At 63.3% G+C, this 18,795-nt stretch carries 17 protein-coding genes and 1 other RNA gene; 8 read left to right on the top strand and 10 right to left on the bottom strand.

The window, feature by feature from the left end:
• The first annotated feature begins 22 nt into the window (after nt 1-22).
• Nucleotides 23-2,143 (top strand): prolyl oligopeptidase family serine peptidase, encoded by a 2,121-nt coding sequence (locus OP494_RS06920; protein ID WP_280540037.1) that lies wholly within the window; start codon nt 23-25, stop codon nt 2,141-2,143.
• A gap of 79 nt (nt 2,144-2,222) precedes the next feature.
• Here the strand turns inward: OP494_RS06920 and OP494_RS06915 are convergent, their stop codons facing one another.
• From OP494_RS06915 to ffs, 7 genes are all read right to left on the bottom strand, one after another.
• A complete protein-coding gene (locus OP494_RS06915) occupies nt 2,223-2,669 on the bottom strand; it encodes a YcgN family cysteine cluster protein (RefSeq protein WP_280540036.1) in 447 nt (148 codons plus the stop codon).
• 3 nt (nt 2,670-2,672) lie between these two features.
• Entirely contained in the window at nt 2,673-2,963 is a 291-nt protein-coding gene (locus tag OP494_RS06910) for a YcgL domain-containing protein (protein WP_280540035.1), read from the bottom strand.
• A 12-nt stretch (nt 2,964-2,975) separates the two neighbouring features.
• Nucleotides 2,976-4,103, bottom strand: a complete 1,128-nt coding sequence (gene rnd, locus OP494_RS06905; RefSeq protein ID WP_280540033.1) for a ribonuclease D — start codon at nt 4,101-4,103, stop codon at nt 2,976-2,978.
• 28 nt (nt 4,104-4,131) lie between these two features.
• Nucleotides 4,132-4,743 carry a recombination mediator RecR gene (gene recR / locus OP494_RS06900; protein WP_040243845.1) on the bottom strand — a complete coding sequence of 204 codons (612 nt, stop codon included), beginning with the start codon at nt 4,741-4,743 and terminating at the stop codon, nt 4,132-4,134.
• A 3-nt stretch (nt 4,744-4,746) separates the two neighbouring features.
• Nucleotides 4,747-5,073 (bottom strand): YbaB/EbfC family nucleoid-associated protein, encoded by a 327-nt coding sequence (locus OP494_RS06895; RefSeq protein WP_280540031.1) that lies wholly within the window; start codon nt 5,071-5,073, stop codon nt 4,747-4,749.
• A 45-nt stretch (nt 5,074-5,118) separates the two neighbouring features.
• Entirely contained in the window at nt 5,119-7,167 is a 2,049-nt protein-coding gene (dnaX, locus tag OP494_RS06890; protein WP_280540030.1) for a DNA polymerase III subunit gamma/tau, read from the bottom strand.
• Nucleotides 7,168-7,338: 171 nt separating this feature from the next.
• Nucleotides 7,339-7,435: signal recognition particle sRNA small type (gene ffs / locus OP494_RS06885), an RNA gene on the bottom strand.
• A 224-nt stretch (nt 7,436-7,659) separates the two neighbouring features.
• On the opposite strand from ffs, the gene OP494_RS06880 reads away from it, so the two are divergent.
• Nucleotides 7,660-8,883, top strand: coding sequence for a carboxylate--amine ligase (locus OP494_RS06880; RefSeq protein WP_280540029.1), 1,224 nt, complete (start codon nt 7,660-7,662; stop codon nt 8,881-8,883).
• A gap of 69 nt (nt 8,884-8,952) precedes the next feature.
• Entirely contained in the window at nt 8,953-10,938 is a 1,986-nt protein-coding gene (locus tag OP494_RS06875; protein ID WP_280540244.1) for a hypothetical protein, read from the top strand.
• Nucleotides 10,939-11,049: 111 nt separating this feature from the next.
• Here the strand turns inward: OP494_RS06875 and OP494_RS06870 are convergent, their stop codons facing one another.
• The 3 genes from OP494_RS06870 to OP494_RS06860 are packed head-to-tail and all read right to left on the bottom strand — an operon-like array spanning nt 11,050 to nt 13,999.
• Nucleotides 11,050-12,564 carry a tripartite tricarboxylate transporter permease gene (locus OP494_RS06870; protein WP_280540027.1) on the bottom strand — a complete coding sequence of 505 codons (1,515 nt, stop codon included), beginning with the start codon at nt 12,562-12,564 and terminating at the stop codon, nt 11,050-11,052.
• Nucleotides 12,564-13,016: a tripartite tricarboxylate transporter TctB family protein gene (locus OP494_RS06865; RefSeq protein WP_280540025.1), complete on the bottom strand. Its 453-nt coding sequence runs from the start codon at nt 13,014-13,016 to the stop codon at nt 12,564-12,566. Before OP494_RS06865 ends, OP494_RS06870 begins: the two co-directional genes overlap by 1 nt.
• Nucleotides 13,013-13,999: a tripartite tricarboxylate transporter substrate-binding protein gene (locus tag OP494_RS06860; RefSeq protein ID WP_280540023.1), complete on the bottom strand. Its 987-nt coding sequence runs from the start codon at nt 13,997-13,999 to the stop codon at nt 13,013-13,015. The genes OP494_RS06865 and OP494_RS06860 overlap by 4 nt, the downstream gene beginning before the upstream one ends.
• Before the next feature lie 197 nt (nt 14,000-14,196).
• Here OP494_RS06860 and OP494_RS06855 point away from each other — a divergent pair, with 197 nt between their 5' ends.
• From OP494_RS06855 to OP494_RS06835, 5 genes are all read left to right on the top strand, one after another.
• The gene (locus OP494_RS06855) at nt 14,197-14,787 is read left to right on the top strand and encodes a helix-turn-helix domain-containing protein (RefSeq protein WP_280540021.1); all 591 of its coding nucleotides are present in this window, start codon (nt 14,197-14,199) and stop codon (nt 14,785-14,787) included.
• On the top strand, nt 14,784-15,473 hold the full coding sequence (locus OP494_RS06850) for a response regulator transcription factor (RefSeq protein WP_280540019.1): 690 nt from the start codon (nt 14,784-14,786) through the stop codon (nt 15,471-15,473). Before OP494_RS06855 ends, OP494_RS06850 begins: the two co-directional genes overlap by 4 nt.
• Nucleotides 15,470-16,852, top strand: a complete 1,383-nt coding sequence (locus OP494_RS06845; RefSeq protein ID WP_280540018.1) for a sensor histidine kinase — start codon at nt 15,470-15,472, stop codon at nt 16,850-16,852. The genes OP494_RS06850 and OP494_RS06845 overlap by 4 nt, the downstream gene beginning before the upstream one ends.
• Nucleotides 16,849-17,949 carry an ABC transporter substrate-binding protein gene (locus OP494_RS06840; RefSeq protein ID WP_280540017.1) on the top strand — a complete coding sequence of 367 codons (1,101 nt, stop codon included), beginning with the start codon at nt 16,849-16,851 and terminating at the stop codon, nt 17,947-17,949. Before OP494_RS06845 ends, OP494_RS06840 begins: the two co-directional genes overlap by 4 nt.
• 83 nt (nt 17,950-18,032) lie before the next feature.
• On the top strand, nt 18,033-18,791 hold the full coding sequence (locus tag OP494_RS06835; RefSeq protein WP_280540016.1) for a TlyA family RNA methyltransferase: 759 nt from the start codon (nt 18,033-18,035) through the stop codon (nt 18,789-18,791).
• Nucleotides 18,792-18,795 lie beyond the last annotated feature (4 nt).

Below are 18,795 nucleotides of genomic sequence, written 5' to 3'. Positions count from 1 at the left end.
TCGACATGGTACACCGCTGCACATGAAAGCACAGCCGCACATCCTTGCGCTCCACGACGCGACCCAACTCTCGCCGGTCGCACGCTTCAAACGCAAGGACGATCCTCACTGGCGTTGGCTGGAGAATCGCGACGACCCCGAGGTGGAGAGCTTTCTCGAGCAAGCCAACGCAGAGTCCACTGCCTGCTTCGCGCCCCTCGAGCCGCTCGTCGAGTCGCTCTACGCCGGCCACCTGGCGCGTCGTGAACTGGCCGTCGATGGCCTGCGCACGCCGCTCGATCACCATACCTACTGGAGCGAGACAGCCCACGACGCTGACTATCCGGTATGGTGGCGCCACCCCAACCACGACGCGTCACGGCGTGAATGCGTGCTCGATGTCCAGGCCCGCGCCCTGCATCAAGACTTCATGGAAGTCGCCGACATGGCCATCGCCCCCGATGAAAGCTGGCTAGCGTGGACCGAGGACACCAGCGGCGACGAGAATTTCGACCTCTTCCTGCGTGCTCTGCCCGGCGGCGAACCCCGATGTCTGCTGACCGACATCGGCCCCGAGCTATGTTGCGCGGAGGACAACCGCAGCCTGTTGTTCACGCGTTACGACGACACGCAGCGCCCAGACAGCATCTGGCGGCTGGATATCGAAAGCGGGGAAAGCGCGTGTCTGTTCCGTGAAACGGACGCCGAATTCTGGGTGGGACTCGGCAAGACCCGCTCACGCGCCTGGCTGGTGCTGGAAACCGCCTCCAAGGACACCTCGGAGTGCCACCTGATCCCCGCGACAGCGCCCGATACGCCGCCGCGCTGCGTACGCGAACGCGTCAAGGGCGTCGAATACGGCCTCGAACATCGCCCCGGTCACTTTTACATCCTGCATAACCAGGACGCACCGCACTTCCGGCTCGATATCGCGGCCGAGTCCACGCCGGGTGACTGGACACCGCTGCTCGACCACCAGGAGCACCTGACGCTGGAAGGCGTCGATGCCTTTGCCTGGGGGCTCGTCATCACCGAACGCGACCACCGCGAGGCCCAGGTGCATCTCAGCGTGGTCACGCTCGACGCGGATACGCCGATCAAGCGTCGCCTGCCACTGCCCGAAGCGCCCTGCAGCCTGATACTGGGCGATACACCCGACTTCGACACCCGCCGCCTGCGTCTGCACGAGGAATCGTTCACGCTGCCGCCGCGCTGGATCGAGCACGATCTCGATACCGACGCGCGCCGCCTGCTCAAGGCCCAGCCCGTGCACGGCGATCTTGCCCCCGAGCAACTGGTATGCCGCCGCCTGTGGGCCGAAGCCCACGACGGCGAACGCATCCCGGTCTCCGTCGTGGCGCGGGGCGATCTTATCGAGCAAGGGCCACTGCCGACCTTGCTCTATGGCTATGGCGCTTACGGGGAAGTGCTCGATCCGTGGTTTTCCGTGGCGCGGCTCGAACTGCTGTCGCGGGGTGTGGCGTTCGCCGTCGCCCATGTACGCGGTGGCGGCGACCGGGGCGAACCCTGGTACCTGGCCGGCAAGCTGGCGCACAAGGAAAACAGCTTCCGCGACTTTCTCGCGGCGCGTCATGCCCTGGTGGCAAATGGTGTAGCAGATACCCATCGCATCGCCGCCTATGGCGCCAGTGCCGGTGGGCTGCTGGTGGGTGCCAGTCTCAATCTCGAACCGGACGCGTTCTGTGCCGCCGTGCTCGACGTGCCATTCGTCGATGTGCTGCGCACCATGGAAAATCCCGACCTGCCGCTGACGACCGCGGAATACAGCGAATGGGGCAACCCCAATGAGCCCGAAGCGAAACGCCGCATACGCGACTATTCGCCCCTCGACAACCTCGTCTCGCAGCCCTACCCCGCGCTGTTCCTGCAAGGCAGTTGGCATGACTCGCGCGTGCCTTACTGGGAACCGGCCAAGCTTTACGCGCGCCTGACCGAGATCGTCTCACAACTGCCCGCCGAGCAGCGCCACCCGGCGGGTGAACGCCCCATCCTCCTGCGCACTGACATGGCCGCCGGGCATGGTGGTGCCTCGGGGCGCTTCAAGGCCTGGCACGACAACGCCCGCCAGGATGCCTTTCTGCTTTGGGCCCTGGGCCTCGCCGACAACGAAATGCGCGCTGACCCAGCGAGTGATGCCCCGTAACGAAGAAGGCCCCGTAACGAAGAAGGCCCCGTGCTGGGGCCTTCTTCGTATCAATCACTACGCCATGCCACCGAACACGTCACTGGCATGGAATGATGTCGATGATGTGATCCTCGAGCGCCTCATCGGCCACCTCACACTCACTCACCGCGAAGTGGCGCACGCTCTTCTGCTTGCGATGCATGCGCCGCGCATCGCCCGCGATCAGCGGATGCCAGGCCGCGAGCTTGCGCCCCTCGGCCAATCGACGATAGGCACATGATACCGGCAGCCAGTGAAACGCCGCCAAGTTGTCGCGGGTCAACTTGGTGCATCCCGGCACGTGCTCGAAGCGGTTTTCGTAATCGCTGCAACGGCAAGTATCGATATCCAGCAACTGGCAGGCCACGTTGAGCGTGGCAACATCGCCACTCTCTTCGTCTTCGAGCTTGAGCAGGCAGCACAGACCGCACCCATCACAAAGCGCTTCCCACTCTTCATCGTCGAGTTCTTGCAGGGAAAAGCGCTCCCAGAAACGTTCACGCATGGGTCAGTACCGCGCCTCGGTGGGTGCCTTGTATGAATCCAGCATGTAGGCCTCGCGCGCCGGCGGCATCTGCAGATAAAAGCCTTGTGTCTCGATGGCGGCCAACACGTCCCCGGCCTTCGCCCGCGCCAGCGTCTTGTCTTCGCTGAGCATCATCACGGTCACCGATACCGGTTTGCCGAACCGCTCGAGCAGGGCTTCGGGCACATCCGTCAGCCCTCGTGCGCGATCCACGTATAGATACATCTCGTCGCGACGCGGGCTCTTGAAGATTTCACAGAGTCGTTTGGACATCGTCTTCGCCTCTCAGTGATCGGCCAGTGCCTGGGTGAACGCCTCGGCCAGCAAGGTGCCGCGCCAGCCCTGGGGTAATGACAACGGCACGCCGTCCAGATCCGCCATCACCAGGGCTTCGAGATCGCGACGATTGGCCAGCACCTCAGGGGCGATGTCCAGGCGTTCAGCCTCGCGGTTGACGACAGTCTTGAGCGCCTTGAGCCGCGTCTTGAACGCCGCTGAATGCGGGGGTGGAAGCGGTGCCGGCAATGCCTCGTCATCGAGGTGAACGGCTGCTTGTACCATCGCCAGCAACGTATCGCCGTCATGTTTGATCAGCTTGGGCCTGACGCCTTCGATGTTCGAGAGCTGATAACGGTTGTGCGGCATTTCCACCGCGATCGCGAACAGCACCTTGTCACTCGCCAGCCAGCCTCGTGGCAGATCGCGACGGCGCACCTCGCCTTCGCGCCACCGCGTGAGCGCCTGATAAAGCGCCAGCTGACGCGGCTCAAGACGCCATAACTGGCGATGACGACGATACCACTGTTCATCGGCATCGCGGTTGCGACGATTGGCCTCGCACAGGCGTGCGCATTCTTCTTCCAGCCAAGTCAGGCGCCCCTGTTGCACCAGCGCGTCGCGCTGCGCCTGCCAGACAAGCGGCAGATAGACCACGTCCAGCGCGGCATAGCGTAGCTGTGAGTCGGACAACGGACGCTGTAGCCAATCCGAGCGCGTTTCTTCCTTGGGCAACACGTCGCCGGTCCACTGCTCGACCAAGCGTTGATAACCCAGCGATGCCTGAGTACTCAGCAGGCTTTGTGCCACCTGCGTATCGGCGATTGGCGCGACGGCGACATCGGCCCAGCTCTCCAGCACTTCGAGGTCTTCGCCGCTGGCATGTAGCAACTTGAGCGGTCCGTCGGCCCCCAAGAGCGCCTGCAGCGCACTATCGGCCGCGACGACTTGCGGATCGATCAGGAAGGCCTCATCGCCGCCGGCGTAGAGCTGCACCAGCGCTGCGATGGGAAAGAACGTCGACTCGCGGTGAAATTCTGTGTCCACCGCCAACCAATCGGCGTCGGCCAGCGTCTCGCACGCCTCAGCCAGCGCGGTGGGCGTTTCCACCCAGCGAATCTCGAAACTCGGGGGCATCCCGTATCCTTGTTGACGATAATGAGGGTCAGCTCGACTCTTGCGCGAACGGCAAACGGCCATTGAAGGCACGACTCAGCGTGCCGCCATCCACGTATTCCAGCTCGCCACCCATGGGCACACCGTACGCCAGACGCGATAGACGCACGCCAGTGCCGCGCAGTTGTTCGGCAATGTAGTGCGCGGTGGCCTCGCCTTCCACGGTGGGATTGGTGGCCAGAATCAGTTCCTCGATAGCACCGTTCGCGAGCCGCTCATCGAGCTGATCGAGCCCAATGTCCTCGGGACCGATGCCATCCAGCGGCGACAAATGGCCGTGGAGCACGAAATAATGGCCGCGATAGCCGCCAGCCTGCTCGATCGCCAGCATATCGGCCGGCGACTCGACGACGCACAGCAGCCCTTCATCGCGCCGTGCATCCTCGCAAATGGTGCATAGCGGCGTCTCTGTTAGCGTGCGGCAGCGCTGACAATAGCCAACCTGCTCCAAGGCTTCGCCCAATGAGGCGACAAGCCGACGGCCGCCATCGCGGTCGCGCTCAAGCAGATGCAGGGCCATGCGCTGCGCGGTCTTGGGGCCCACGCCCGGCAACACACGCAGCGTCTCCAGCAGTTGATCGACGAGGGGAGAAAACGCCATCGCTTAGAACGGCATCTTGAAGTCCGCCGGCAGGTTCATCCCTGCGGTGACTTCTTCCATACGCTCCTTGGATGTCGTCTCGACCTTGCGCACCGCGTCGTTGACGGTGGCGGCCAGCAAGTCTTCGAGCAATTCCTTGTCTTCTTCCATCACCGAGGGATCGATATTCACGTCACTCACGTCGTGACGACCGTTCATGGTGACCTTGATCATGCCGGCCCCGGCCTCGCCCGTGACTTCGGTCTCGGCGATTTCCTCCTGGACCTTCTGCATCTTTTCCTGCATTTCCTGGGCCTGTTTCATCATGTTGCCCATTCCGCCCTTCATCATGGTCGTATCCTCAAGGAGTTCTAAAAAGTCAGAGCCGCCGACGTCTTACGTCTCGGAAGCGGCGCCATCGGTCGGCGTCACGCTGCGTTCCAGCAAGTGGGCGCCAAAATCGTGTTCTAGCATCTGAATATGCGGGTCGCGGCGCAACGCTTCAACCGCTTGGGCATGACGCTCGCGCGCCAGCCGCTCGCTTTGCGAACGTGGCGTATCCAGGTCCTCGGGCAGAGCCTCGACCGTGGCATTCAAGCGCCGCTCGACGCCCTGATCGGCCAAGGCCTTGGTGAGACGCTCGATGTGCACATCGGCCAGCATCGCCCCCTGCGAAGGGTCCAGCCGTAGCGCCAGCGTTTCGCCGTCGTCGTGCTCGACGATGCAGTGCGCCGCCAGGTTACGCGTCAGGCCACCCAGCGCCAGCGATTCGAAAACCGCCAGCCAACGCGCGTGGTCGAAAGCACCCGCCTCGTGCGTGACAGCGACGAGGGCCGGCGTCGCGGGCTCGGGATCAGGCTCACTCGCCTCTGCGGCGGCATCCATCGCCGGGGGCTCCGGCGCAGCGGCGGGTGACTCGGAGGCGACAGGCGCCGGGGCGTCATCGAGCGCCCAAGGCGGCGCATCGTCCACAGCGGCTACGCCAGCGGCGTCCGCCTGGCGTTGCGCCTCGTCTTCGAGCGCGGCATCGCCGGCATCATCGGGAGCATCGGCCACGGGAGGCGGCGCCTCTTCCGCTACCGGAGGCGCCTCGGCTTCAGATGTCTCAGTCTCAGGCAGCTCGCGCGGTGCCTCTTCGCCGCTATCATCCGCCACGGGATTGCTATCACCCGCTCCGGGCGCCTGGGTCTCGGGAGGCGACGGCTCGCGAGACGAAGGCGCGACGGCCGGCGCCGGCTGGCTAGGTGCCGGCTGGCTAGGCGCAGGCTCAGCAGCGGGAGTGCTCGGCGGCGCTGCAGCTGGCGCCTCATTCTCGGCCGAGCCGCGAATCGGCAACGGGGTCTGCGGCGGTTTGGGTACGCCCTGGGGCCGGAACGCCAGCATGCGCAGCAGCGTCATCTCCAGCGCGGTACGCGGGTCCGGCGCGCTCTCCATGTCACCGCGGCCTTGCAGCGCAATCTGATAATAGAGCTGCACATCCTCAGCGGTGAAGCGAGCGGCCAACGGCAGCAGTGTGTCACGGTCGCCGTGGCCGTTATCCAGCGCATCCGGCACCATCTGGGCGATGGTCAGGCGGTGGAAGACGCCGGCCAGATCGTCGAGGATGGCACCGAAATCCGGCCCTTGTTCGGCCAGGCTGGCGACTTCCTGCAATACCCGCGCGGCATCGACCTCGGCCAGCGCCTCGGCCAATGCCAATAGGTGACGATGATCGAGCGTGCCCAGCATCGCGGCGACATCGGCATGGCGCACCTCACCCTGCCCGAAAGCAATGGCCTGGTCGGTCAGACTCAAAGCGTCGCGCATCGAGCCCTCGGCGGCCTTGCCCAGCAGCCACAGCGCTTGCTCGTCGAAGGCCACCGACTCGGCTTCGAGAATATGCGTCAGATGCCCGACCACGCGCTCCGGCGGCATGTTCTTGAGCGTGAACTGCAGGCAGCGCGAAAGTACCGTCACCGGGAGCTTCTGCGGATCGGTCGTCGCCAGCAAGAACTTGACGTGGGGCGGCGGCTCCTCGAGCGTCTTGAGCAGCGCATTGAAACTGTGCGTGGAAAGCATGTGCACCTCGTCGATGAGGTACACCTTGTAACGCCCCTGGGTCGGTGCGTATTGCACGTTGTCGAGCAGCTCGCGGGTATCCTCGACCTTGGTCCGCGAGGCGGCGTCGACTTCGATCAGGTCGACGAAACGCCCCTCGTCGATCTCGCGGCAAGTCTCGCATTCACCGCATGGCACCGAGGTCACGCCCTGCCGGCAGTTCAGGCACTTGGCGAGAATCCGCGCCAGCGTCGTCTTGCCGACCCCACGCGTGCCGGTAAACAGATAGGCATGATGCAGACGCCCCTGATCGAGCGCATTGACCAGCGCACGCGAGACATGCTCCTGGCCGACCAGTTCGTGAAACGTTCGGGGGCGCCATTTGCGGGCCAGAACCTGGTAACTCATACCGTCGGGATGTCCTTGCAGATCGGGCCGATTCCCACCTGGCAGCACCAAGCACTCGACACAGAGGGGAAGATCGTTAAAGCGTCCATTCTAGCGGGTAGCGAGAACTTCGACGAGGGGCGAGTCGACATCGAGGTCGAACAGCAATACGGGGGGACGAAATGGAGGCGGCCCCATCAGCCACATCCCGGCACACGCAGCCACCACTACCGTTGCTCCCTTCCGGGCCTGGCGGGGTTCGCGGTTTAGCGTTGCGGGAGGACCGACAGGGCCACCACAGCAAAATCGGTTGCGAGCGTCGTGTTGCTTGTCGCCACCGAGTCGTTCGAACATCAGAAAACGCTATGCGCTTTCAATGACTTGCCTCGAACGCCGCTGCACTATAACAGCGAGACCACTGCTCGGCAAGGCATCAAACAATCCAACGCCCACCCAGCATTATAGGCTAGGCTGGAAGGGCACGGCCCTTCCCCGCGTTAAAGGAGAATCATCATGGAAAAATCCCTCGACAAGGGACATATCGCGCTTCTGGGCTGGAGCCTGAATGCCATCGAGGCCGCCGAGAACTTCGACCGACGCTATGTCGTCGTAGCCCCCGAATGGGCCGAAGAATACTGCAAAGAACACGCAATCCCCTACGTGCCCTGGAATTTCGAGCGCCTCAACGACCGCTCGATGGAAATCGCCGAGACGCTCCAGGAGATGGGCGTCGACGTCGCCATTCCGCTGTACGAGGAAACCGTCGAATGGGCCGGCGCGATCAATTCGGTGCTGCTCGACAATCCCCGCCTTTATGGCCAAGCCCTGCTGCTGCGCGACAAGGCACTGATGAAGCGCCGCGCGCAATTGGGCGGCATCCGCGTGGGCATCTTTGAGGAAGCGCATGACAAGGAAGACGTCATCCGCTTCCTCAAACGGGTCAACCAGACGCTCCTGAAACTCGATGGCGATCCCAACGATCCGATCCACCTCAAGGCCTTCGACAAGGCGGGCTGTCTGGGACACCGTGTGATTCGTACCCCGGACGAGGTCGATACCATTCCCGAGGAAGAATTCCCGGTGCTCATGGAATCGCACCTCGATGGTTGGGAATTCGCCGTCGAGGCGTGGATCCACAATGGCAAGATCCGCTTTCTCAACATCTCCGAATACGTGACCCTGGGATATTCGGTGTTCGTCCCGGCAACGCCGGAACTCGAAAGGTACCGCGAGTCGATCACCCGCCAGATCGAGAAACTGATCAAGACCTTCGACATCGATTTCGGCTTCGTACATCCGGAATACTTCGTCACCAGCGATGGCGAAATGTACTTCGGCGAAGTCGCCTACCGTCCGCCCGGTTTCAAGGTCTTCGAGCTGCTCGAACGCGCCTACGGCTTCAACGCCTATCAGGGGCTGATCCTGTCCTTCGATCCCAAGACCACCGAACAAGAGATCACCGACTTCTTCCCTCGCGAGGTGGTCGATGCCAAGGGCGTCGCTGGCTGTTTCGGCGTTTATCCGCGCCGCCGTGTGGTCAGCCGCCTGCAGATGCCCGAGGAAACCGAGGACCACCCCTACTTCGAGTCTCATGAATTGACCGCGCCGCTCGAGGAAACCGTCACCAAGCGGACGGCTTTCGGCACGCACTGGGGGCTTTTGTATTTCTTCGGCGATGACCCGCACACCATGCGAGATTTGCTCAAGCATCAGGAAGAGCTCGACTTCTATGTATAATCACGCCTGTACTCTTGGGCAAAAGGAGCCCTTGTGACGAGCTACGACGAACAAGCGCCGGATAGCGCCATGCTGGACGCCGCGCTGGCCAAGCTCGACGAAGCGGTCGAGATCCTCGCCAACGCCCGCGATTTCGCCAAGCCCGGCAAGCTACGCCGGGTCTTCGACGGCGCCCGCAAGGTGATGCTGCAACCGGGTGGCTGCGCCGCTATTGAGGCGCGCGCCCAAACGATCGAGGCCGCCGGCATCTTCGACGGCTCCGACTGGGCCCAGCCGCAGATTTTGATACCGCCGCTAACCGTGCATTCGCTTAAGAGCCCCGAGAGCGACACCGTGGTGCTCGAGGCGCTCAGCGAGCTGCGCTTGCTTGCCGTGGCTCAGGGCCGCTACGAGCATGCGCTGATCTCCGACGAGCAGGCGCACCACTACCTCACTCAGGTCCTGGCGCTCAATCTCGAGCTGCTGTTCAGCGCACCCAGCGAAGCCGAGCGCGAAACCCAGGGCCGCTTGGCGCAGTTGACGCGTGGCCTTTTCGCGCACTTGGCCGAGACCATCGGCTACGAACATGTCATCGACCAGCTGATCGACGAGATCTGGCGCATCCTTCAGCAGCGCCCCATCCAGGTCGAGGCGATCAAGCGCATGATCACCCAGATCGCCATCTGCCAGGCCAACCCCGATATCGATCTGGGCGCCAGCGGCCAAGGTGCCGACCGCCTGGTCAGCAGCCTCTTCGGGGCGACCCAGGCGTCCCGAGAGGACCCCGGTGTCGAGGTCTACCTCGAGCGCCTGCAAGCAATGGACAGCGGTGCCCTGCAGTACGAGGCCACCGGCTTCGCCCGCGCCATGCACGATACCGGGCTGGTCTCGGCCTATCATGCGGTACTGCTGCGCCACCTGCTCGACCAGGGCGATCATCTTCTCGCCGAGGCGCTGGGCCTTTCAGCCACCGGGCGCGACTGCCTGCTCTGCTACCGCCAGTTGGTTCAGGCGCTCATCGAGGAAAGCATCTTCCCCGAGACGCCCCAGGCGGTGTATGGGCTGGCGCTGATGCTCGAGCGCGGCATCCTCTACCAGCCGCCGGTCGCTCCCGCGCTGTGGCGCCAGATCGGCCTGCCGGTCTCGGCCTGGTCGCAGGAACGCATCCGCATGGCCTATGGCGACGCCGTGGCGCCCCGCGCGCGACTGCTTGAAGGCGTGCTATGCATGCTCGGTCTGCCGCTGGGCGTCGGCCAGGGCAACAACCCGACCTGCCAGTCGGCCCGAGCGCTATCGATGTGGGCCTATAACGACCCTGACTACCTGCTGCAGATGGTTACCTGGGCAGCCCGCGACGACGAGATCATCATGCATTTTGAGGGCATGCCGCTATCGTCGATGGCCAGCCTATCCGGCGTGGCCACCGCCCTGCCGCTGGATCTCGACCCGGTATCGCTGATCGTGGTGCCGCATCTCGACCGCATCTACGCCGAAATGGGCCGGCGCTGTGCAGGCCGTGAGGGCGACCCTCATCGCTGGGTCAACCCGGAATTCCATGGTTGGTGGGCCGGCCGCGGCTTTCGCATCAATGTCGACGTCGAGACCGGCCAGCTTCAGGATCTCGACGCGTTCCTACGTCACTTCTATGCCAGCTACCATCCGTATTACAACGGCAATCAGCCGCTGATACACCCGCAGCCTGCCGGCATCGCGGTGACCGACAGTGCGGCACGTTTCATTGGCTGGCACGCCATCACCCTGCTGCGGGTCAATCTGGACCCCCAGGACGTGATGCGCGCCTACTTCTTCAACCCCAACAACGATAGCGGCCAGGACTGGGGCGACGACACCAAAGTCAGCACCGCCGGTTGCGGCGAACGCTTCGGCGAGGCGTCGCTGCCCTTCGAGCAGTTCGCCTCGCGGCTTTATATCTTCCACTACGACCCGCTGGAACACGGCGAACTGGCGCATATTCCTCAGGCCGAACTCGATCGCGTGATAGGCCATGTCTATCGCAGCTGGGGAGCTAATCGTGTCCCTGCTGCGGAACTACAGGCGCTTTCCTCCCCGCATTGAAGCCGTAAACGACATTCGCCCCCACCGGCATACCGGCGGGGGCGAGAAACACGCGTCGTACTTATCACATCGTACTAATTACATCGTACTGATCGAACGCCGGGGATCGAGTTACTCGACGTTATCCTGCGCGGCACGCATGCGACGCCGCAGGATCGGCCCCACGACTACGGGCAACACCAGCCCGATGATGGCCAGCGCCCACAACGTGATCGACAGTCCGCTACTCCAGAGCACGCTCCAGTCGCCATTGGAGAGGGTTAGCGCATGGCCGAGGTTCTTTTCCATTTCCGGCCCCAGCAACAAGCCCAGGATAATCGGCACCAGCGGGATCTCCAGCTTACGCAGGATATAGCCCGCCACGCCGAAGGCCACCATGAAATAGAGATCGAAGGCGGAATTGCTGATCGAGTAGATGCCCACGAAGGCCACCATCGTGACGATCGGCAGCAAATACTTGGGCGGCACCGAGAGCAGCTTGACGAAGATGCCTACCAGCGGAATGTTGAGCAACAACAGCAGGAAGTTACCCACCAACAAGGCGGCGATGACCCCCCAGACGATATCGGCATTCTGGGTGAACATCATCGGCCCGGGAGTGATATTCATCGAGATCAGCAGCGCCAGCAGCACTGCCGTCGTGCCACTTCCCGGCACGCCGAGCGTGAGCATGGGTACCAAGGCGCCGGAGGATGCCCCGTTGTTACCCGCCTCAGGTGCCGCAACACCGCGCGGATCACCCTCGCCGAAACGTCCTTTGCTGCCCAGAATTTTCTTTTCGAGGGTATAGCTGATGAAGCTACCCAGCGAGGCGCCGGCCCCCGGTAGCACACCGGAGATGAAGCCCAGCACACCGCCACGCAGCGTGGTCGGGAAGATGGAACCGATCTCTTTCCAGGACAGCGAGAGCTTGTTGACCTTCATCGGCCCTTTACCACCGCCAGCACGGCTTTCGATGAAGAACAGCAACTCAGAAATCGCGAACAAGCCAACGATGGCGATGATGAAGTCGACGCCCTCGTAAAGCTCCAGCACCCCGAAGGTATAGCGCTGGGTCCCGGTGCTGTCGATACCCACCGTCGCGATCATCAACCCGATAGCCGCGGCCAGGATCGTCTTGACGGGATTCTTGCCCGTAATCCCGCCCAGAGTCGCGAAGGCCAGCACAAACAACGCGAAATACTCCGCAGGCCCAAACGTCAACGCGAACTTGGCCAGCAACGGCGCCAGCAAGATAAGGCCAATAGTGGCGATCAAGCTCCCCATGAAGGAGGCAATCGCCGAGATCGCCAGCGCTTCGGCGGCCTTGCCTTTCTGGGCCATCGGGTAACCGTCGAGACAGGTCATCATCGCCGGCTCATCGCCAGGAATATTGAGCAGTATCGACGAGATGCGCCCGCCATACATGGCCCCGGCATAAACGGAGGTCAGCATGATCAGCGCGGTTTCCGGTGGCAGGCCCAGCGTGAAGGCCAGCGGGATCAGGATGGCCACGCCATTGGCGGGTCCCAACCCCGGCAAGGCCCCGATCAAGGTCCCCAGAAAGGCCCCGATCAAGGCAAACATCAGGTTGTGCGGCGCTAACGCGACGCCAAACCCATCAATCAGATAGCCCAGGGTTTCCATCAGCTTCCCTCCAGTACACTCAGCACGCCCAGCGGCAGGGACAAATCAAGGCCGATCGTAAACAGAAAATACACCACGATGCCCGCGATCAGCCCCGTGACGTAGGCGCGAATGGGCGCCGCGCCCATGCGCCAGCACAAGGTGCCGACGGCTAGGGTCGTGGTGATGATGAAGCCCAAGGGCTGAAGCAACAGCACATAGGCGATCAACACCACCACGGCGATCAGCAGTTCCAGCCCCGTTCGCATCGGTGGCCATTTTGATCCCGGATCGGGTTTGACGATCAGATACAAACTACTTAGCGCGAGCACCACGGCCAGCAAGAGGGGGAAGGTCTCGGGCCCAATGGCCTCGCCTCCTCCGAATGGTTCGGGAAACTGAGTGGCGCCCCAGCCGTACGCGACGGCCAGGACGAGCATCAGTAGACCGAAGACGCGGTCATTGCATTTCATTTAACCAGTCCGATTTCCTTGGAGAGCTCTTGGATATCCTGGATCTGCTTTTTCACGAATTCGTTGAACTCATCGGCGCTCTTGTGGAACGGCATCAATCCGTTTTTCTTCATGAGTTCTTTCCATTCGTCGCTTGCGTAGACGGTGTCCATCGCATCGATCCAGTACTCACGGGCGTCATCGGAAATATCCGCTGGCATGTAGAAACCACGCCAGTTGGGGCCCAGCGCATCGATACCCTGCTCACGTGCGGTAGGAATGTCGCTGAATTCGCCGGGCAGGCGCTCTTCCGAGAGCACGGCCAGGATGCGCAGATCACCGGATTCCATAAAGCCTTTCGCCTCGGAAATATCACCGGTAAACGCGTCCACGTGGCCACCCACCACCTGCGTCAGCGCCTCGCCCCCATTGTTGTACGAGAGATAGGGGATCTTCGGCAGCTTGCCGACGTCGGCCGCTTTCGCCGCGATCAGCACCTTGAGATGGTCCCAGCCGCCCTTGGCACTACCACCGGCGAACTTCACCGCGCGCGGGTCGTCCTTGAGGGCATCCATCAGCTCATTGAGGTTTTCGTATTTGGAATCCTTGCTGACCGCGATGACGCCATAATCGGCCCCCAGCGCGCCGATCCAATTGACCATGTCAGCATCCAGGCCCTGAAACTGGCCCTGCGCCAAGCGTGTGGTGGTAGCCGTCGAGGCAGCGACCAGCAACTGCTCGTCTCCGGCACGCTTGCTCACGGTGTGTGCATAGGCAACCCCACCGCCGGCGCCCGCCATATTGATGGTCTGCACGCTGCGCGGCACGAGGTCGAGATCCTCGAGTACATTGCCAATGCTACGGCACGTGAAGTCCCAGCCGCCGCCCGGGTCAGAAGGCGCGATGCACTCGACCTTGCCGGACGGTTCGAAGGCCATGGCCGTACTGGCACCCAGTGTCAGCGCGGCCGCCATGATGATTTTGAGCGGCGTTTTGAAAGCCATTGTTGTTATCCCCTTTGCGAGAATTGAAATGGGTTGCAGGCAACCTGACACTTACCTTACAGTTCTGTAAGGCAGAACAACGTTCCCTTGAGCAGAAAACTAGGCGTGTCATGCGCGAGCGTCAACGCTCGCACCGCCGTTCAAGACTAAAGTTGAATATCGCCATTGCGGCACACAAACACCTTGGGAGACCCGCCATGGCGCAAGACCGGGTAGAGGCTGTCGAACGTGCACTATCCGTCATGGAAGCCTTCGACACGCAGCATGAAAGCCTGTCCTTGGCCGAGCTGGCCGAGGCAACCACACTCTATAAAAGCACGCTTTTACGCTTGCTCGGCTCGCTGGAGCGTTACGATTACGTGCAGCGCGATGCACGCGGGCGCTACCGCCTGGGGGCTACGCCGGCGCGCCTGGCCCGTCGGCATGCGCCCTCGCGTCAGTTGGCCAGCTTGGTGATGCCGGTTCTCGAACGTTTATGCCGCGACACAGGAGAAACCGCCGCGCTGCTGTCATGTGAGGAAGGCCAGATGGAATGCCGCTTGAGCGCCTTGCCGGACACGGATCTACGCCATGCGTTGCGCCCTGGCTACCGCTGGCAGTGGCAGGACAGTGATCCCACTTTGGCCTTGCCGGGCGGGACGATGATCTGCCAAGCGGTCCCCGACACCGCGTACTGGTTGAGCCTTTCCGGCCCCAAGGGACGCTTGTCCGCCCGCGACGCGCGACGCGCCCTGCAAGAGGCCGCGACAGTACTAAGCCACCGCGCATTGCAGGACTATCCGTCATGACGCCCGAGACCACCGCCCCCCTGTTGCTGGTCGAGGACGATGCCCTGCTGGCCAGTACGTTGTACGACGTCCTGAGCTTGGCGGGCTACCAAGTCGACGCCCTCGAGGACGGCGACGCCGCCTTTACGCGCCTCGCCGCTCCCGACCATGGCCACGCCTTGGTCCTGCTCGATCTCAACCTGCCAGGCCGTGGTGGCCTCGAGATACTCGATGCCATGCGACGCCATGATCGCGACACGCCGGTCTTGATCTTAACCGCACGCGGCGCCATCGAAGATCGCGTCAAAGGGCTCGACCTGGGCGCCGACGACTACCTGGCCAAGCCCTTCGCCTTGGACGAACTGGAAGCCCGGGTGCGCGCCCTCTTGCGTCGGCGTCAGCACGACGACGGCACACAGTTGCATGTCGGAGCGCTGCATTTCGACACCCTGACGCAACGCTTTACTCTGGATGATGTCACGCTCGAGCTGCCGCCTCGCGAGCAGCGCCTGCTGGCTTACCTGATGCGCCATGCCGGCGAAGCGGTGGAAAAAGCCCACCTGCTCGAGCAGGTCTTCGCCGAGGAAACGCTCGGTGACAATGCCATCGAGGTCTATATCCACCGCTTACGGCGGCGTCTTGCCGGCTCGTCGCTGACACTGCGCACCGTGAGGGGGCTGGGTTATCTGTTGGAGAGCGACGCGTGAGCCCACCGGTCAACTCCCCCAGCCTCTACCGGCGACTGCTGATCTGGCTGCTGGTGCCCATGCTGGCCCTGGGGACCTTGATGCTCGTTCAGGCCTATCTGGCCTCGCGCGATACCGCCGACCGGGCGTTCGATCGCCTGCTCGAGTCGGCCTCGCTCTCCATCGCCGAGCAGGTCAAGCGCCAGCAAGGCCAGCTGTGGATGGATCTGCCCCCGGCGGCCCTGAAAATGCTGGCCTCGAACGCCGAAGAACGCGTTTTCTATGCCCTCTACGATGCCCATGACAACTTCATCAGCGGCAATGCCGAGCTACCGCGCATCGATGACGGCCAAGGCAACATGCGCTTCACCAACATCCAGTGGCACGATATGGCACTGCGCCTCGGTGTGCGGCGCTCTCAACTCGAAGGGTGGCGCGACCGCCAGCCTTTCGAGGTCCGCGTGGCGCATACCCGCGAAGGCCGCGAGGCACTGACGCAGACGCTGTTCCAGGGCAGCATGCTGCGTTTGATTGCCATGGCGATGTTGGCCATTGGCGTAGTGCTGCTCGGGGTACGCATGGCGTTGATGCCCCTGACCCAGTTACGCCGGGCGATCCGCGCCCGCGACCCGCGCACCCTGGCACCGCTCGACCTGACGCTCCCCCGCGAGCTCGCCGAACTACGTGAGACCCTCAACGACCTGCTGGCGCGCATGCGCCGTGTGCGCGCCAACCAGGAACGTTTCATCGGCGACGCCTCACACCAATTGCGCACCCCACTAGCGGGGCTTTCGGCACGCGCCGAGCTTGCCCTGCGCCAGGACGATCCCCGCGCCTGGCACGATGCACTCGGCGTCATGCGCGGTAGTGCCGACAAGACCGCGCGCCTTGCGTCACAACTGCTTTCCCTGACGCGCCTCAACAATCCCGAGTCGATGCCGGAAGCCCGCGACATCGATCTTTGCGACATCGCACGGCAAGCCGTACGCGACGCCCTGTCGAGCTGTCATCGCGCAGGGATCGACCTGGGCGTCGAGACACCGTCACATGCCGTCATCCAGCGTGCAGTTCAATGGCAGCTCGCCGAGGCTCTGGCCAACTTGATCGATAACGCCAGCCGCTACGGCGCATCGCGTATTACGGTACGCGTCGGCGAGGCCCCGACGCGTCTCGAGGTCGAGGATAACGGCCCCGGCATCCCCGAGGCGCAACGCCTGCTGGTGCTACGCCCCTTTCATCGGGGCATGGAAGGCGGCCAAGGCTCGGGGCTTGGCCTGGCGATCGTCGACGGTATCGCTCGCGCCCATGCCGCCAGACTCACCCTGGTGCCGGCACGCCCGAATGCCGAATCTCAGGGCTTGCGCGTGCGCTTGCATTTCACCGAGGACTCAACACCATGACCACGCCATGTCGCTTACTCGCGCACTGGGTCGTCGCCCTCACCGGCTTGATGCTATCGGCCATGGCGCTGGCCGACGACGCCCATGTGCTGCGTTACGCCGCCGCCCACGAGGCCACCGCGCAGCCACTGGAAATTTACGGCGCGCTGGACAATGATCTGATGGCCCCGCTACTTGCCGACTTTCATGCGCGCTATCCCGATATCGACCTCACCTACCGCAACCTGACCACGCTCACGTTGTACCGGCGCTTCCTGGCGGAAGACGAGGCTTCCGCCGATGTGGTGATGTCCTCGGCGATGCCCTGGCAATACCAACTCGCCAACCGAGGCCATGCACAGGCGTTGACCACCTCCGCAGCCAGGCAGTGGCCCCAGGCGTCTCGCTGGCGCCACGAATTGTTCGGCTTCACCTTCGAGCCCGTAGTCATCGTCTATCGACGCGATGCCCTCGAGGGCGCCACACCACCGGATAGCCACGAAGCCTTGCTGCGCTTGCTCACCCACGAACGCCAGCGCCTAACAGGCCGCGTGGTGACTTACGATCCCTGGCGCAGCGGCGCCGGCTATACCTATGCCACCGAAGACGCGCACATGTCACCGCGCTACTGGGAACTGGTGGCCGCCTTGGGCGGCGTGAAAGCGGCGCTGGCCGATACCACCGGCGAAATGCTCGACGGTCTGGCCGACGGACGCTACGCCGTCGGCTATAACTTGCTGGGTTCTTATGCGCGCGATTTCGTGGCCGATCACCCGCAACTGGAAATGGTCATTCCCAGCGATTATGCCCTGGTGACACAGCGCCTGGTGCTGATTCCCAAGCGCGCGCCCCACCCCGAGACCGCCGAGCGCTTCGTCAATTACCTTCTCAGTCGTCAAGGCCAACAGGTGATCCGCGACAATACGCCCCTCGGGGCGGTACACACTGCACTCGAAGGCGAAGGCACTGCCCGTGACTTACGCAAGACCCTTGGCGATGCCCTTCACCCGATCGCCATCGATCCCAGCCTGCTGGCCACGCTCGACACCCTCAAGCGCCACTCGCTGCTCGAGCGTTGGCAGCGTGAGTACACGCGACTCAGCGACAGCGGACCGTGACCGCATGAACGTCACGCGGCCTCGCGCTATACTGCGCGGCGTTTTAGCGACGCCTTTTTATCAACTCCTCCAGCGGTGTGGGCATGCAACGTCTCGACCAACTTCTCGTCGCCCAGGGCTGGGCACGCTCACGCACGCGGGCCCAGCGTCTGATCCGTCATGGGCGCGTCACGCTGGTCTCGACGGACCCTCCGCGCACGCTGACCAAGCCCGGCGAGAAAGTCGCCGACGACAGCCGTTTCCAGCTCGCCGACGACCCGGAGGAACGCTACGTCTCGCGCGCCGGCCTCAAGCTGGAGGCCGTGCTCGACACGCTGGGACTTCGCCTCGAAGGCATGACGGTACTCGACGTGGGGCAATCCACCGGCGGTTTCACGGATTGCGCCCTGTGCTACGGTGCCATGCGCGTGGTGGGTATCGAGGTCGGGCGCGATCAGCTCGACGCATCGCTGCGCGAGGATGAGCGCGTTATCTGCCTGGAAGGCGTCAACGCCCGCGCGCTTCCCCAAGAACGGCTCGCTGCCCTGGCGCCGGAAGGACTGCACGTGGCGGTCATGGACGTTTCCTTCATCTCGCAGACCTTGATCCTGCCCCAGCTCGCCGCCGTGCTATCCTCCGGCGCGCACCTGGTATCACTGGTCAAGCCGCAATTCGAGGTCGGTCCCCACAAGGTCGACGCCCACGGCATCGTCCGCGATCCGGCTCTTTACGCGGCGGTGGAAGCTCGCATCCGCGAGAGTTGCGCCGACGCCGGCTTCGAGATCCGCCACTGGCAGGAAAGCCCGCTACGCGGCGGCGATGGTAACCGCGAGTTCCTGCTGCATGCGGTCAAGAGTATCTGACGGC

The organism is Chromohalobacter sp. 11-W (assembly GCF_029889905.1).
Taxonomy (GTDB): Bacteria; Pseudomonadota; Gammaproteobacteria; order Pseudomonadales; family Halomonadaceae; genus Chromohalobacter.
The sequence above is the reverse complement of the archived record's forward strand: the minus strand, read 5'-3'. Positions and strand labels throughout refer to the sequence as shown.